This window comes from Sphingomonas hankookensis (assembly GCF_001619955.1).
In the GTDB taxonomy this organism is placed as follows: domain Bacteria; phylum Pseudomonadota; class Alphaproteobacteria; order Sphingomonadales; family Sphingomonadaceae; genus Sphingomonas; species Sphingomonas hankookensis_A.
On record NZ_LQQO01000007.1, the window covers coordinates 83,696 to 99,105 of the forward strand.

At 67.5% G+C, this 15,410-nt stretch carries 12 protein-coding genes; 5 read left to right on the forward strand and 7 right to left on the reverse strand.

Features of this window, described 5'->3' with window-relative positions; translation table 11 throughout:
• The first annotated feature begins 19 nt into the window (after positions 1-19).
• The 3 genes from AVT10_RS05780 (at position 20) to AVT10_RS05790 (ending at position 3,177) form a co-directional block, all read left to right on the forward strand.
• Positions 20-1,441, forward strand: coding sequence for an amidohydrolase (locus AVT10_RS05780; protein ID WP_420038493.1), 1,422 nt, complete (start codon positions 20-22; stop codon positions 1,439-1,441).
• Positions 1,438-2,742 (forward strand): amidohydrolase family protein, encoded by a 1,305-nt coding sequence (locus tag AVT10_RS05785; RefSeq protein ID WP_066689306.1) that lies wholly within the window; start codon positions 1,438-1,440, stop codon positions 2,740-2,742. The genes AVT10_RS05780 and AVT10_RS05785 overlap by 4 nt, the downstream gene beginning before the upstream one ends.
• Positions 2,743-2,826: 84 nt before the next feature.
• Complete coding sequence (locus tag AVT10_RS05790; protein WP_066689307.1) at positions 2,827-3,177, forward strand: hypothetical protein; 351 nt, start codon at positions 2,827-2,829, stop codon at positions 3,175-3,177.
• A gap of 242 nt (positions 3,178-3,419) precedes the next feature.
• On the opposite strand, the gene AVT10_RS05795 is transcribed toward AVT10_RS05790, so the two are convergent.
• From AVT10_RS05795 to mutS, 3 genes are all read right to left on the reverse strand, one after another.
• Positions 3,420-4,349: a glutaminase gene (locus AVT10_RS05795; RefSeq protein WP_066689308.1), complete on the reverse strand. Its 930-nt coding sequence runs from the start codon at positions 4,347-4,349 to the stop codon at positions 3,420-3,422.
• 5 nt (positions 4,350-4,354) lie between these two features.
• On the reverse strand, positions 4,355-5,314 hold the full coding sequence (locus AVT10_RS05800) for a glycoside hydrolase family 43 protein (RefSeq protein ID WP_066689309.1): 960 nt from the start codon (positions 5,312-5,314) through the stop codon (positions 4,355-4,357).
• A 268-nt stretch (positions 5,315-5,582) separates the two neighbouring features.
• On the reverse strand, positions 5,583-8,153 hold the full coding sequence (gene mutS / locus AVT10_RS05805; RefSeq protein ID WP_066689312.1) for a DNA mismatch repair protein MutS: 2,571 nt from the start codon (positions 8,151-8,153) through the stop codon (positions 5,583-5,585).
• 166 nt (positions 8,154-8,319) lie between these two features.
• Here mutS and AVT10_RS05810 point away from each other — a divergent pair, with 166 nt between their 5' ends.
• Positions 8,320-10,575: an NADP-dependent malic enzyme gene (locus AVT10_RS05810; protein WP_066689314.1), complete on the forward strand. Its 2,256-nt coding sequence runs from the start codon at positions 8,320-8,322 to the stop codon at positions 10,573-10,575.
• 39 nt (positions 10,576-10,614) lie between these two features.
• Here the strand turns inward: AVT10_RS05810 and AVT10_RS18120 are convergent, their stop codons facing one another.
• The 3 genes from AVT10_RS18120 to AVT10_RS05825 all read right to left on the reverse strand — a co-directional run bounded on the left by AVT10_RS18120 (position 10,615) and on the right by AVT10_RS05825 (position 12,775).
• On the reverse strand, positions 10,615-11,100 hold the full coding sequence (locus tag AVT10_RS18120) for a hypothetical protein (RefSeq protein ID WP_126014979.1): 486 nt from the start codon (positions 11,098-11,100) through the stop codon (positions 10,615-10,617).
• A complete protein-coding gene (locus AVT10_RS05820; RefSeq protein WP_066689318.1) occupies positions 11,097-11,525 on the reverse strand; it encodes a M15 family metallopeptidase in 429 nt (142 codons plus the stop codon). Before AVT10_RS05820 ends, AVT10_RS18120 begins: the two co-directional genes overlap by 4 nt.
• Positions 11,526-12,055: 530 nt before the next feature.
• Positions 12,056-12,775, reverse strand: coding sequence for a hypothetical protein (locus tag AVT10_RS05825; RefSeq protein WP_126013436.1), 720 nt, complete (start codon positions 12,773-12,775; stop codon positions 12,056-12,058).
• A 132-nt stretch (positions 12,776-12,907) separates the two neighbouring features.
• On the opposite strand from AVT10_RS05825, the gene AVT10_RS05830 reads away from it, so the two are divergent.
• Positions 12,908-13,618: an SDR family NAD(P)-dependent oxidoreductase gene (locus AVT10_RS05830; RefSeq protein WP_066689319.1), complete on the forward strand. Its 711-nt coding sequence runs from the start codon at positions 12,908-12,910 to the stop codon at positions 13,616-13,618.
• An 882-nt stretch (positions 13,619-14,500) separates the two neighbouring features.
• On the opposite strand, the gene AVT10_RS05835 is transcribed toward AVT10_RS05830, so the two are convergent.
• Positions 14,501-15,283 carry an SDR family oxidoreductase gene (locus AVT10_RS05835; RefSeq protein ID WP_066689323.1) on the reverse strand — a complete coding sequence of 261 codons (783 nt, stop codon included), beginning with the start codon at positions 15,281-15,283 and terminating at the stop codon, positions 14,501-14,503.
• Positions 15,284-15,410 lie beyond the last annotated feature (127 nt).

A 15,410-nucleotide genomic window follows, 5' to 3' on the forward strand; every position in this document is an offset into this window, starting at 1 on the left:
AAAAAGGGGGAGTTTCCGCGTGATCCGAACATTGACGTTGGCGGCGCTGGCCGCCGGGCTGGTCGCCTGTACCGGCGATGGCAGGGAGGTGCGCTCCGCCTCCGCCGACGCGCCGAAGGGCAAGGGGCCCGGCGCGGGCAAGGGCTATGACCATGACCCGTTCCCCTCGACCTATCGCGCCTATCCGGGCCGCGCGACGCTGGTCACCAACGTCACCATCCTCGATGGCGAGGGCGGGCGGATCAATAACGGGTCGGTCCTGTTCCGCGACGGCAAGATCGTCGAGGTCGGGCAGGCCATCGCGGCTGCGGATGGCGTGACCGTGATCGACGGGCAGGGCAAATGGGTGACCCCCGGCGTCATCGACGTCCACAGCCATCTGGGCGATTATCCCAGCCCCGGCGTCGAGGCGCATAGCGACGGGAACGAGATGACCGGCCCGGTCACCGCCGAAGTATGGGCCGAACACAGCGTCTGGCCGCAGGACCCGGGCTTCGCCCGCGCGCTGACCAATGGCGGCGTCACCACGCTGCAGATCCTGCCCGGATCGGCGAACCTGATGGGCGGCCGCTCGGTCACATTGAAGAACGTCTATGGCCGCACGATGCAGGCGATGAAGTTCCCCGGCGCGCCCTATGGCTTCAAGATGGCGTGCGGCGAGAACCCGAAGCGCGTCTACGGGTCGAAGGGGCGGATGCCGTCGACCCGCATGGGCAATGTCGCGGTCGACCGCGCGACGTGGCTGCGCGCGAAGGACTATGACCGCAAATGGGACAAATATGAGGAGGATGGTGGCGAAGCGCCGACCCGCGACCTCGCCATGGACACGCTGCGCGGGGTGCTGGACGGCGAGATCCTCGTCCACAACCATTGCTACCGCGCCGACGAAATGGCCATCGTCATGGATATGGCGCAGGAGATGGGGTACAAGGTCACCGCCTTCCACCACGCGGTCGAAAGCTACAAGATCGCCGACCTGTTGAAGGCGCGCGGGGTCTGCTCGGCGGTGTGGGCCGATTGGTACGGCTTCAAGATGGAAAGCTACGACGCGATCGGCGAGAACCTGGCGATCCTCGACCAGCAGGGCGCCTGCGCGATGATCCATTCCGACGACGCCAACGGCATCCAGCGGCTTAATCAGGAGGTCGCGAAGGTCATCGCCTCGGCCAAGCGCGCCGGCATCACCGTGACGCCCGAACATGCGTGGACGTGGCTGGCGATCAATCCGGCGAAGGCGCTCGGCATCGACAAGGTGACCGGCTCGCTCAAGGCCGGCAAGATGGCCGACGTGGTGCTGTGGAACGGCGATCCGTTCAGCGTCTATACCCGCCCGCAGATGGTGTGGGTCGACGGCGCGCTGCTCTACGACGCGAACAATCCGAAGATGCGACCGGTATCCGATTTCGAACTCGGCCAGCCCGGCGAAGGGGATGCGAAGTGAAGCGCCTGTTCCTCGCCGCGCTGTTCGCCAGCGCTGCCGTTGCCATGCCTGCTGCCGCGCAGGACGTGACCATCACCAATGCCCGGCTCGTGCTGGGCGACGGATCGGCCCCGATCGAGGGCGGCACCGTCGTCGTGCGCGGCGGCCGCGTTGTCAGCGCCGGTCGCGGCGCAGCGGTGGCGGGTGGTCGCACCATCGATGCCGGCGGGCGCTATGTCACGCCCGGCCTCGTCGCCGGCTTCACCCGCCTCGGCATCATCGAGGTCGACGGCGTGTCGGCGACCAACGATGCCTCGGCGCGCGAGAGCGTGTTCAATGCAGGCCTCGACATCGCCTCGGCGGTCAATCCGCGCGCGACGCCGATCGCGATCAACCGCACCGACGGCATTACCCGCGCGATCGTCGCGCCCGACAATGCCGGCTCGATCTTTGCGGGCCAGGGCGCGGTCATCGACCTCGCCAACGACATGGATGCGGTCACCCGGCCGCAGGCGTTCCAGTTCATGGAATGGGGCGAAGCCGGCGCGCGTGCGGCGGGCGGCAGCCGCCCGGCGGCGATGGCGATGTTCCGCAACGCGCTGTTCGAGGCGCAGGCATATGCCCGCAACCCGGCCAGCTTCGCCGATCGCGGCAAGGAAGCGCTGCTGACCCGCACCGATGCGCAGGCGCTGCAAAAGGTGCTGAGCGGACAGGTGCCGCTGCTGATCCATGTCGAACGCGCCTCCGACATATTGGGCGTGCTGGCACTCAAGCGCGAGTTCGCCGGGCTGAAGCCGGTCCTCGTCGGCGCCAGCGAAGGCTGGACCGTCGCGCGGCAGATCGCGGCCGCGAACGTGCCGGTACTCGCCAGCGCGCTGTCCGACCTGCCCGCCAGCTTCGAACAGCTCGCCGCCACCCAGTCCAATATCGGCCGGATGAAGGCCGCCGGCGTGGTCGTCGGCATCGGCACGATCGGCGACGACGAGGCACGGCAGGCACGACTGGTGCGGCAATATGCCGGCAATCTCGTCGCGCTGTCGAAGGTGCCGGGCGCCTCGGGCCTCGACTGGGGGGCCGCCTTCGCCACGATCAGCTCGCTGCCCGCGCGCACGATCGGGATGGAGGGGGAGATCGGCTCGCTCAGCCCCGGCCGGCGCGGCGACGTGGTGATCTGGGACGGCGATCCGCTGGAGATCGGATCGGCCCCGACCCAGCTGTTCATCGACGGCGTCGAACAGCCGCTGACCAACCGCCAGACCCGGTTGCGCGACCGCTATCTCAACCCCGTCGAACAGGGCCTGCCCAAGGCGTATCAGCGATAAGGATGACGGAACCCGCAGGCGCGATCGGGCTTTGTCCGCTTCGGACAGTCGCCGCGCCTGCGGCCTTGGAACGGGAGACGAGACATGCGTGCGTTGCTGGTGATGCTGGGTGGATCGCTGATGCTGGCGGCTTGCGGGCCGAGCGCCGAGCAGCAGGCCGCGGCCAACGAAGCCGCCGCCGCCAACGCGGTCGAAGCGCAGCAGATGGCGACCCAGGTGGAGGCGCTGTCGCCCGGCCAGCGCGACGGCGTGTTCATCCGCGCAATCCGCGACGCGGGGCTGCGCTGCCAGGGCGTGACCTCGTCCGAACGGGGTGAAAAGCCGGGCAGCTGGGTCGCCACCTGTCAGGAAGGGTCGCGCCATATCATCACCTTCGGCGCCAACGGCATGGCGAACGTGACCAGCTTCACGCCGCAGCCGGCACCGCAACGGTAATCCCACGCGCCACCGTATCCCCGCGCAAGCGGGGATCCAGGGTCACGATCGCTCCGGCGGCATCTGGTACTCTGGACCCCCGCCTGCGCGGGGGTACGGTGCGTATCGGCCAGTTCGCACCACCTGCCGTCTTCGTCACCCCGGACTTGATCCGGGTCCCGCTTCTTTTTCTGCGGCCGGTAAGGAAGCGGGACCCCGGCTCAAGGCCGGGGTGACGCGAGAGCAACTGCCCCAATCGACCGTCAACGCGGCTCGAACACCGACCACCCGGTCCGCTGCACCAGCCGTTCCAGCGCGACCGTCCCCAGCTGCGAATTGCCGCGTTCGTTCAGCCCCGGCGACCATACCGCGATCGACGCGATGCCCGGCGCAATGGCCAGAATACCGCCGCCGACCCCGCTCTTGCCCGGCAGGCCGACGCGGAAGGCGAACTCGCCCGACCCGTCATAATGGCCGCAGGTCAGCATCAGCGCGTTGATCCGCCGCGCCCGCTGCGCCGACACGACATTGCGCCCGGTGGTCGGATTGACCCCGCCCGCCGCCAGATAGCGCCCGGCGAGCGCCAGCTGCCGACAGCTCATCGCCAGCGCGCATTGGTGGAAATAGACGCCCAGCGTCACGTGCGGGTCATGGTGGAGATTGCCGAACGCGCGCATGTAGCTGGCCAGCGCCAGGTTGCGGAACCCCGTATCCTGTTCCGCCTTCGCGACGTTCTCGTCGATGAAGATCCCGTCCTCGCCCGCCGCGGCGCGGACGAAGCGCAGCAGCTCGCCCAGCGCCTCGCGCGGTTCGTAGCGGCCGAGCAATATGTCGGCGACCACGATCGCGCCGGCATTGATGAACGGGTTGCGCGGAATGCCGTGTTCGCTTTCCAGCTGCACGATCGAATTGAATGCGCTGCCCGACGGCTCGCGCCCGACCCGCTTCCACAACTGGTCCCCGACCGCGCCCAGCGCCAGCGTCAGCGCGAACACCTTCGACACCGACTGGATCGAGAAACTCTCCTCGGCATCGCCCGCCAGATGGCAGGTCCCGTCCGCCTCGATCACCGCCATGCCGAACCGGTTCGGATCGACGGCGGCAAGCGGCGGAATATAGTCGGCCGGCCGCCCGCGATCGGGTGCATCGGCCATTTCGGCGGCGATGTCGGCGACGATCGCGGACAGGTCCATGACCGTCAGGCGATCTTGTCGATGAAACCACGCGGCACACGCAGCACGGTGCCGTGGCGCGCTTCCTTGGGAAAGCGCACCCGCGCCGTCTCGTCCCGCCACGTCACGAAATCGGTGGTCGACGCCGCGCCGAAATAGCCTTTTTCGTACACGTCGTAATAGACGACGGCGCGCCCATCGATCCACACCGCGCTCGGCCCCTCGGTCATGGTCGGGCTGAACGGCTTGCTCGCCGGTCCGAACGGCCCGGTCGGCGACGCCGCCGAACTGCTGACCACCCAGCGGCGCTGTTCGACGTCGTGCGTCTCGTCCTTGTAGATCATGCGATAGCCGCCCTGCGGCAGCTTCAGCAGGGTGAAGTCGATCGAATCGAACCCCGGATCGAACAGCAGTTTCGTCGGCGAAAAGGTTCGGAAATCGCGGGTCCGGGTGTAATAGGGCCTGAGCTTCAGCCCCTCGAACCGCTCGCCCGGCGTCGCGCCGTATTTGCCGTCGATGCTGCTCGACCAGAAGATCATGAAATCGCGCCGCTTGGGGTCATAGACCGTTTCCGGCGCCCAGCTGTTGCGCACCCCCGCGAACGCGGTCATCACCGGGATCGTCTGCTGCTTCGACCAGTGCATCAGGTCGCGCGAGGTCGCATGGCCGATCACCGGCCCGAACCAGTCGCTGGTCCACACCAGATGCCACAGCCCGTCGGGCGCCTGGCACAGATGCGGATCGCGCATCAACCTGTCCTTGCCGACCTCGGGCATCAGGAACCCGCGCCCGCCGCCTAGCGGAGTGAAGACGAACCCGTCGTCGCTCCGCGCCAGTTTCAGCCCCGCGCGCCCTTCGTCCTTGTCGGTGAAGTAGCTCAGCAGAAACGCATCGTCGCCACGCGGGGCCGCAAAGGCGGGCAGGGCGGCGGTGCCGATCGTCGCACCGGCGGCTGCCAGCAAGTCCCGCCGCGTCAGTTCGTGCATAGCGTCTCTCCCGTTCGTCCGGCGTGGCTATCGCGCGGGCGGCGCTTTGCAAAGCGGTCGTTGTGAACGGCGTGCGGTTCGATCGACGCGCGGTCGTATCCGGTGACATCGGAGGAAACTGTCGGGAGGTTGGTAGGGGAGGCGCAACCCGTCCGTCACCCCGGACTTGATCCGGGGTCCCGCTACTTCTTCTTCGCGGGTCGGTAAGAAGCGGGACCCCGGGTCAAGCCCGGGGTGACGGACAGAGAGATACACGACGCCATTCCCCTCAAACCAGCCCCTTCAACCGGTACAGCGCCTCCATCGCCTCCCTTGGCGACATCGCATCGACGTCCAGCGCGCCCAATGCCTCCCGCAACCCGTCGACCGGCGCCTCCTCGACCGGGGCCATCGCGGCGAACAGCGGCAGGTCGTCCAGCCCCGCCGCAATGCCGCCGGTCTTGGCCTTGCCCGCCTCCAGCTTCGCCAGCACTGCCTTCGCCCGCTGCAATGTCGCCGGCGGCAGCCCGGCGAGGCGCGCGACGGCGATGCCATAGCTGCGATCCGCCGGCCCCTCGGCCAGTTCGTGCAGCAGCACCAGATCGCCCTTCCACTCGCGCGCGCGGACATGGTGCAGCGACAGCGCGTCGCACCGCTCGGCCAGCCGCGTCAGCTCGTGATAATGCGTCGCGAACAGGCAGCGGCAGCGATTATCCTCATGGATCGCCTCGACCACCGCCCACGCGATCGCCAAGCCGTCATAGGTCGACGTACCGCGCCCCACCTCGTCGAGGATCACGAACGACCGGGGCGTCGCCTGCGCCAGGATCGCCGCCGTCTCGACCATCTCGACCATGAAGGTCGACCGCCCGCGCGCCAGATTGTCCGACGCGCCGACCCGGCTGAACAACCGGTCGACCAGCCCCAATGTCGCCGAGGTCGCCGGCACGAAGCTGCCCGCCTGCGCCAGCACGACGATCAGCGCATTCTGCCGCAGGAAGGTCGACTTGCCGCCCATGTTCGGCCCCGTGACCAGCCACAGCCGCGAGCTTTCCGACAGCCGACAGTCGTTCGCCACGAACCGCCCGCCGCTCCTCGCCACCGCGCTCTCGACCACCGGATGCCGCCCGCCGACGATCTCGAGGCAGCTATGATCGACCAGCACTGGGCGCGCCCAGCCGCCCTCGGCCGCACGTTCGGCCAGCGCCGCCGTCACGTCGATCCGCGCCAGCGCATCCGCCGTCGCGGCGATCGCTTCCCGCTTGTCAAGCGCGGCTTCGGTAAACGCCTCCAGATGCGCCGCCTCCGCCGCCAGCGCATGCGCGCCAGCCTGGGTCACCTTCAGCGCCGCTTCGTGCAGGTCGGGCGCGTTGAAGCGGACGACCCCGGCCAATGTCTGGCGATGGGTAAAGCCGCTATCGGCCGCCATCAGCTTGTCGGCGGCGCGCGCCGGCACCTCGACATGATAGCCGAGCACGCCATTGTGCCGGATCTTGAGCGCCGAAATCCCGGTCCGCTCCCGATACTGCGCCTCCAGCGCGGCAATCGCCCGCCGCCCGCCGGCGCCGGTATCGCGCAGCGCATCGAGCGCGGCGTCATATCCTTCCGCCACGAACCCGCCCGCCGCCGCATCGATCGGCGGCATCGGCACCAGCCCGCGCGTCAGCAGGTCGATCAGCTCGCCATGCCCGCGCAGCCGCGGCGCCAGCTCGACGATCAGCGGCGGCACGGCCGGCAGTTTGTCCAGCCGCTGCCCCAGCGTCCATGCCGCGCTCAACCCGTCGCGCAACTGCCCCAGATCGCGCGGGGAGCCGCGTCGCGCCGCGATCCGCCCCAGCGCCCGGCCGATATCGGGCAAGGCGCGCAGCGTCGTGCGCAGCTCGTCGCGCAAACCGGGATCGTCATGCGCCCACGCCACCGCGGCATGGCGGCCCTCGATCATCGCCCGGTCCATCAACGGCGCGGCGATATCGCTCGCCAGCAACCGCGCACCGGCGCCCGTCACCGTCCGGTCGACCTCCGCCAGCAGGCTGCCCGCCCGCGCCCCCGCCGCCGTCCGCGTCAGTTCGAGGCTCTCGCGCGTCGCCGCATCGATCGCCATGCACTGGCCATCGGCCGCGCAGACCGGCGGGCGCAGGAACGGCAATTGCCCCCGCGCCGTATGGTCGAGATAGGCAATGAGGCCACCCGCCGCCGCCAGCGCGGCACGCGAAAACTGCCCGAACCCGTCGAGCGTCGCGACGCCGTGCAGCGCCTTCAACCGCGCCTCGCCGGACGCACTGTCGAAATCGGCCCTGGCGCGCAGCAGCGTCGCGACCTCGGCAAAGGTCGACGTCTCCGCCGCGACCACCTCGACCGCCTGCAACCGGGCGAGCGCGGCGGTCAGGCCGGCGGCATCGGTCTCGATCACTTCGAACCGGCCGGTCGATACATCGGCGGCGGCAATCGCCACGCCGCCCGCCGCCTCGCCGATGCACGCGCACCAGTTCGCCGCGCGCGCATCGAGCAGCGCTTCCTCGGTCAGCGTGCCTGCCGTCACCACCCGCACGATCGCCCGCGCGACCAGCGCTTTGGAACCCCTCGCGCGTTTCGCCTCTTCCGGGCTTTCGACCTGTTCGGCGATGGCGACCCGGTGCCCCGCCTTGATCAGCCGCGCCAGATACCCCTCGGCCGAATGCACCGGCACGCCGCACATCGGGATCTTCGCGCCGTCATGCTCGCCACGCGCGGTCAGCGCGATGTCGAGGCACGCTGCGGCGATCTTCGCATCGTCATGGAACAGCTCGAAAAAGTCACCCATGCGATAGAAGAGCAGGCAATCGTCGGCCTCCGCCTTCAACGCCAGATATTGCTGCATCATCGGGGTGGGGGCGGGGGAATCGGTTCCCTGAGCCTTGCTTGCCATCGCCGGGCGATACCGTCCGGCGGCGTGCCCGCGCAAGCGTATCAAAGCATATCCGCGCGCCCTTCACCCTTGCCCCGCGCGCCTTCCCCTGCGTAAAGCCCATCCAAACGGGAGATCGCCAGTGTCCGAAACCACCGACCAGTTTTCCGAGCGCGAGGCGCTGCTGTTCCATTCGGAAGGCCGTCCGGGCAAGATCGAGATCATCGCGTCCAAGCCGATGGCGACCCAGCGCGACCTCGCGCTCGCCTATTCGCCCGGCGTCGCGGTACCGGTGAAGGCGATCCACGACGATCCCGCCACCGCCTACGACTATACCGCCAAGGGCAATCTGGTCGCGGTCATCTCGAACGGCACGGCGATCCTCGGCCTCGGCAATCTCGGCGCGCTGGCGTCGAAGCCGGTGATGGAGGGCAAGGCGGTGCTGTTCAAACGCTTCGCCGACGTCGATTCGATCGATATCGAGCTGAAGACCGAGGATGTCGACCGCTTCATCGACGCGGTCGAGCTGATGGAGCCGAGCTTCGGCGGCATCAATCTGGAAGACATCAAGTCACCCGAATGCTTCATCATCGAGCAGACCCTTCGGGAACGCATGAACATTCCCGTCTTCCACGACGACCAGCACGGCACCGCGATCATCTGCGCCGCCGGCCTCATCAACGCCTGCCTGCTGACCAAGCGCAAGCTGTCCGAGGTCAAGGTCGTGGTGAACGGGGCGGGTGCCGCCGCCATCGCCTGCACCGAACTGATGAAGGCGATGGGCGTCGCCCATGAAAACGTCATCATGTGCGACCGCACCGGCGTCATCTATCAGGGCCGCGACGACGTGAACCAGTGGCAGTCGGCCCATGCCGCCGCCACCGACCGCCGCACGCTGACCGAGGCGCTGCACGGCGCCGACGTGTTCCTGGGCCTCTCCGCGGCGGGCGCGCTGAAGCCCGAAATGGTCAAGGACATGGCGCCGTCGCCGATCATCTTCGCGATGGCCAATCCGGAGCCGGAAATCCGCCCCGAACTGGCCAAGGCCGCGCGCCCCGACGCGATCGTCGCCACCGGCCGCTCGGACTATCCGAACCAGGTCAACAACGTCATCGGCTTCCCCTTCATCTTCCGCGGCGCGCTCGACGTCCGCGCCACCGGCATCAATGACGAGATGAAGATCGCCGCCGCGACCGCCATCGCCGAACTCGCGCGCCAGCGCGTGCCGGAGGAAGTCGCGCTCGCCTATGGCACGCAGCACAGCTTCGGCCCCGATTACATCATCCCCGCGCCGTTCGACCCGCGCCTGATGGAACTGGTGCCCTCCGCCGTTGCCAAGGCAGCGATGGATTCGGGCGTCGCGACGCGCCCGATCCTCGACATGGAGGCCTATCGCCAGCAGCTGCGCGCGCGCCTCAACCCGACCACTTCGGTCCTGACCATGGCTTATGAGGGCGCCCGCGCGCACCCCAAGCGCGTGCTGTTCGCCGAAGGCGAAGAGGAAGTCGTGCTGCGTGCCGCCATCGCCTTCAAGGAAGGTGGCTATGGCATCCCGGTGCTGGTCGGTCGCGACGACGTCTATGACCAGCTGCGCGCGCTCGGCGTCGCCAATCCCGAGGAATATGAAGTCCATAACAGCCGCACCAGCGAGATGGTGCCGCAGATGGTCGACTTCCTCTATGGGCGGCTGCAGCGTCGCGGCTTCCTGAAGCGCGATGTCGAGCGGATGATCAACCAGGACCGCAACACCTTCGGCGCGGTGCTGCTGCAGCTGGGCGTTGCGGATGCGATGATCACCGGCATCACCCGCACCTATGCCCAGGCGTTTCGCGGCGTGCGGCGGGTCATCGATCCGGTCGACGGCAAGGTGCCGTTCGGCATTCACCTGCTCGTGGGACAGAGCCATACCGTGTTCATGGCCGACACCACGATCAACGAACGCCCCTCGGGCGAGGAACTGGCCGACATTGCCGAGCGCACCGCCGCCGTCGCCCGTCGCATGGGCCACGAACCGCGCGTCGCGTTCCTCAGCTATTCGACCTTCGGCAATCCCGAAGGCCAGTGGATCGACAATGTCCGCGACGGCGTGGCCGCGCTTAACAAGCGGCAGGTCGGTTTCGAATATGAAGGCGAAATGGCCCCCGACGTCGCGCTCAACCCGCGCCAGATGGCGAACTTCCCCTTCGCCCGCCTGTCGGGTCCGGCCAATGTGCTGGTGATGCCCGGACTGCAATCGGCCAACATCTCGGCCAAGCTGCTGCGCGAACTGGGCGGCGACGACGTGATCGGCCCGATGCTGATCGGCATGGAAAAGCCGGTACAGATCGCCCCGATGACCAGCACCGCCAACGAACTGGTGACGCTGGCGGTGCTCGCCGCCGGCGGCATGGTCGGGTGAGGGCAGGGGGCGCGATCGATCGCGCCCCCCTCCCGGCCGTTATTCCGGCCGGCCGTTCTCGATCTCCGACGCGAACCGTCGATAATAGGCAGCGGACGCGGCATTGCCCGCTTTTACGAACCGATCGCCGACCTGTCGGGCGGCCAGGACGGCATCGGCCCAAGCCTGATCCTGTTCCTTTAAATAATTGCCGTCGGCAGGCAAAATCCTGCCGTCGGCGGTGAAACCACGCGCGGCGGCGTAGGACTTGTCCGGGTTGAACAGCAGACCGCTGGCGGGGCGGCCCGCTTTTATTCGACCTACCAGAAACGCGAACGGTGCTCCTCGACCGATGCGCAAGACGCCAAGTCCTTCCGCCCGGTTTTTCACACAATCGCCAAGCCATTGCGCTGGCTCGCCGGCATATCGCGCAGGCACCGCGGCACGACAGGCGGTAGGGAAGGACGGCGTACGCGACGAGCGTGGTTCAGCGGCGGTCGCTGCCAATGCCAAAACTGCCGCCAGGACGAACGTACGGCCGATCATAGTTGGAAACTCCGCACAAGCGCCAACCCGCATTCGAAGTGCATCGCGTCCTTACGACCGATACTTCGATAGCCGCCGCCCCAATACCAGCCCGCTCGGTGAAAGTGGGGCACCATCACGTCCAAGCCGCGCATGGAGTAACCGGCACCATAAGGAGGAGCGTCGACACCGATGACGAAGTCGATCGCGATCCCCCAGGAATGGTTCGAGTAGGATGCACCGTTCCGCGTCTTTCGAATGAGATGCATGCCGTTATACCCCAGGATGCCGTTCAGCGTCGGGTATTTCCGTAAAACCGTCGCCAGCACACTGCGCAGGCTTGCCAGCGCCGGCTTCAGTCCGGTTGCGCGGAACGGGCCGACCGATTCTGTTGCGGTCAACCCTTTCATCCGTTGGCTGTTAGGATCGCCCAGCAGCGCCATCATGTGCGAACTGGTCGGGCAAACCAGTCCAGCGTTGATCGCCGGGCCGGGAAGTACGGTTCTTTCCCGCCAATACTCGACCAACGGTTCGAACCTGGGTTTCGGCGAAGCAGATGGCGGCGATGCGACAGGTCGCGATGACTTGGGTCGTTCCAGCGGTCTAGTGTGCCGGGGCGGGACAGGTGGTGTCGTCAGCGCCTGCCGGTTGCGGGATGCCGCCGCCTTTGCCGATAGATGTCGAAAAGTCGGGCCACGAACGTCGATCCGCCCATCGGGCCGTCGTATCACATCGCGCTGAAACTGCTCGATGGCCCGGATCGTCTTTCGCCCACAGAGCCCGTCGATCGGACCGGCGAGACGCCGACGCTTTGCAACAGCGATTGAACGGCAATCACGTCCTGTCGACGATTTTCACCGCCCAACCCTACCGACGCCAATATTGCGCTCATGGCATATCACTCCCATCACAGAAGCGACGGAAGAATGCTCGAATCGGGGCGGTGCCGCAAGACGCGGATGCGCACGAGCCCCCCTCAAAACTCCTTGATCAACCGCACGCCCCCCACCGGCCGCGCCCGTTCGCCGCGCTGCTTGTCGGCGCCGACGCCCAACTGCACATTCACCTTGTCCGCCAGCGGCGCATGGAATTGCGGGATGATCGCCACCCCGCCATCGCGGTGCGACTTGTAATTGACCTCGACCCCGGCGATCCGGTCGCGCCCCAGGTCGTAGAAGGTCGAATGGTTGACCAGCAGCCCGGCATCGCTTTCCGACTGGCCGAGCCGCACGTCGCCGACCCCGACCATCGTCATCGTGCTCAGCCGTTCATTGTGCCGGCGCCCCAGCATGTAGAGCAGCGCCTGCGACGTCCGCCCGCTCTCGCGCTCGTAAATGCCCAGATATTGCACGCCGTGCACGGCGCGCCCGCGGTCGAACGTGCCGATCGTCGCCTGCGCGCCCATCTTCAGTTCGGCCAGCCGCGTGCCTTCGAACGGCAGCTCGATTTCCAGCGCGAAGCCGTCGGCAACGGCATATTCGATCTCCGGCGCCCATTCGACTGCGCGTTCCTGCCCCGACAGCGGCGACAGCGCGAGGACGTTGGTCTCCAGCTCGCCCCGCCGCGCGCCCATCGGGCGGACCATGTCGAACACCATCGGTTCGGGAATATGCGGATAGTCGGTGGTGTCGCGCGCGGCGGCGGGAACGGCGCCGACCAGCGTCAGCAGCAGCGCGGCAAAACGGACAATAGCCATGGTTCGAACGGACCCTTGTAGTGCAGGCGCGTTCTACGGTCGGGCGCTGGCGGGTCAAACCGGCACGGGCCACCTGGGGATAGCGGCAGCATTTTGACCGTTATCGTTTACGATGCGGCAACGGAGGCGGCGATGACGACGGCGATGGTGATCGGTGCCAATGGCGGAATCGGTGCGGCGCTGGTGGCGGGGCTTGCCGGTTCCGGCCGCTACACCAGCATCATCGCCGCCGCCCGCCGCGCGCCCGCCGCCTTGCCCGATGGTGTCGACTACCACCCGATCGACCTCGCCGATCCCGCCTCGATCGAAGCCGCCGCCGCGCGTATCGACGCGCCGCTCACCCGCGTCATCGTCGCGACCGGCATATTGCACGACGAAGCGGGCGGCCCCGAGCGCAGCCTGCGCGACCTCGACGCGGACCGTCTCGCCCATCTCTTTGCGATCAACACCATCGGCCCGGCACTGGTCTTGCGGCATTTCGCGCCGCTGCTGGTAAAGGACGCGCCGAGCGCCATCGCCTGTATCTCGGCGCGCGTCGGCAGCATTTCCGACAACCGGCTGGGCGGCTGGTACGGCTATCGCGCGTCGAAGGCGGCGCTGAACCAGATCGTGCGCACCGCCGCGATCGAACTGGCCCGCACCCGGCCACAGGCGGTCTGCGTCGCGCTCCATCCCGGCACCGTCGACACGGGGCTGAGCAAGCCGTTCCAGCGCGGGGTGCCGGCCGAAAAACTGTTCGCCCCGGCCTATAGCGCCGAACGGCTCCTGGCGGTGCTCGACGGCCTGACCCCGGCGCAAAGCGGCCGCATCTTCGCATGGGACGGCGCGGAAATCACACCGTAACTTTCCTACACGCCGCCCGTCTGCCACCGTCGACGACGCTCTTTCGCATCGTCCGCCACCCCACCGCGCCCGCGCCGCCCGAAGCGCCGCGTCTTGCGCGCAAGTGTGAACTTAATGAACTTTGGCCATCGCTACCGACGTGAAGTTCGAACGCCTGCCACCTCCACGCGTCACCCCGGGCTCGACCCGGGGTCCCGCTTCTTCTCCTCCACTGCCGCCCAGAGCGAAACCCCGGATCAAGTCCGGGGTGACGAAGACACCGCGCGCAACCCGCGACGAGTGTGAACTTAGTGAACTTTGGCCACCGCAACCGACACGAGGTTCCAACGCCAGCCACCTCCAACCGTCACCCTGGGCCTGACCCGGGGGTCCCGCTTCATCTTCTCCACCGCCGCCCAAAGCGAAACCCCGGATCAAGTCCGAACCGATGAAGACGCCGCGCGCAGCTCGCGACGAGTGTGAACTTAGTGAACTTTGGCGCCGCAACCGCTACGAGGCTCCAATGCCAGCTACCCCCGGCCGTCACCCCGGGCTCGACCCGGGGTCCCGCTTCTTCTCCACCGCCGCCCAGAGCGAAACCCTGGATCAAGTCCGAACCGACGAAGACGCCGCGCACAACACGCGACGAGTGTGAACTTAGTGAACTTTGGCGCCGCAACCGCCACGAGGCTCCAATGCCAGCTACCCCCGGCCGTCACCCCGGGCTCGACCCGGGGTCCCGCTTCTTCTCCACCGCCACCCCAACCGTCGCCCCGGGCTCGACCCGGGGTCCCGCTTCTTCTTCTCCACCGCCACCCAAAGCGGAACCTCTCGATCAAGTCCAAGCCAACGAAGACGTGGCGCGCAACACGCCACCAGTGTGAACTTAGTGAACTTTGGCCGCTATCCGTCGATCGATCCGCCCATCGACGCATTGACCAGCCCGCCATCGACGGTGATCGTCTCGCCCACCACATAATCACCGGCGCGCGCGGCGAGGTAGATCGCCGCCGCCGCCATATCCTCGTCCGCGCCGATCCGGCCCGCCGGGATCTGCTTGGCCACGCCGTCGCCATGGTCGCGTGCCGCCTTGTTCATCTCGCTGGCGAATGCCCCCGGCGCGATCGAGGTGACGTGGATCGCGTCCATCACCAGCCGCGCCGCCATCCGCCGCGTCAGGTGGATCAGCGCCGCCTTCGACGCCTGGTAGCTGTAGGTTTCCCACGGATTGACACGCTGGCCGTCGATCGAGGTGATGTTGATGACCTTGGCCGGCCGCGCGCGCGATGCGGCCGCCTTCAGCATCGGATGCAGCGCCTGCGTCAGGAAGAAGGGCGACTTGACGTTCAGGTCCATGACCTTGTCCCAGCCGCTTTCGGGAAAGTCCTCGAACGCCTGTCCCCATGCCGCACCGGCATTGTTGACGAGGATGTCCAGCCGGTCGGTGTGGCTGGCCAGCCGGTCTGCCAGCGCGCGGCACCCTTCGATGGTCGATACGTCCTGCGGCAGGGCGGTCGCGCCGATCTCCTCGGCGGTCGCGATGCACTGGTCAGCCTTGCGCGCCGACACGAACACCCGCGCCCCCTGCGCCACGAAGCCCGCCGCGATCATCCGCCCGATGCCGCGCGATCCCCCGGTGATCAGCGCGGTGCGTCCGTCGAGCCGGAACAGGCTGCTGGTATCCATCACATCGTCTCTCCACAAACCCGATGTTCGAATTGGCATCGTTACGGGATGGATAGCCGATACCGTAGCAACAAAAAAGGTGTGCTCGCCCATCTTGCGTCGATTGCCGGCACCTGTAATCTCTTTA

Excerpts from the sequence above, each read along its gene's own strand:
- AVT10_RS05835 (WP_066689323.1), bottom strand. The coding sequence starts at position 15,283 with ATGGATACCAGCAGCCTGTTCCGGCTCGACGGACGCACCGCGCTGATC.
- AVT10_RS05830 (WP_066689319.1), top strand. The coding sequence starts at position 12,908 with ATGACGACGGCGATGGTGATCGGTGCCAATGGCGGAATCGGTGCGGCG.
- AVT10_RS05790 (WP_066689307.1), top strand. The coding sequence starts at position 2,827 with ATGCGTGCGTTGCTGGTGATGCTGGGTGGATCGCTGATGCTGGCGGCT.
- AVT10_RS05795 (WP_066689308.1), bottom strand. The coding sequence starts at position 4,349 with ATGGACCTGTCCGCGATCGTCGCCGACATCGCCGCCGAAATGGCCGAT.
- AVT10_RS05820 (WP_066689318.1), bottom strand. The coding sequence starts at position 11,525 with ATGATGGCGCTGCTGGGCGATCCTAACAGCCAACGGATGAAAGGGTTG.
- AVT10_RS05800 (WP_066689309.1), bottom strand. The coding sequence starts at position 5,314 with ATGCACGAACTGACGCGGCGGGACTTGCTGGCAGCCGCCGGTGCGACG.
- mutS (WP_066689312.1), bottom strand. The coding sequence starts at position 8,153 with ATGATGCAGCAATATCTGGCGTTGAAGGCGGAGGCCGACGATTGCCTG.
- AVT10_RS18120 (WP_126014979.1), bottom strand. The coding sequence starts at position 11,100 with ATGATCGGCCGTACGTTCGTCCTGGCGGCAGTTTTGGCATTGGCAGCG.
- AVT10_RS05825 (WP_126013436.1), bottom strand. The coding sequence starts at position 12,775 with ATGGCTATTGTCCGTTTTGCCGCGCTGCTGCTGACGCTGGTCGGCGCC.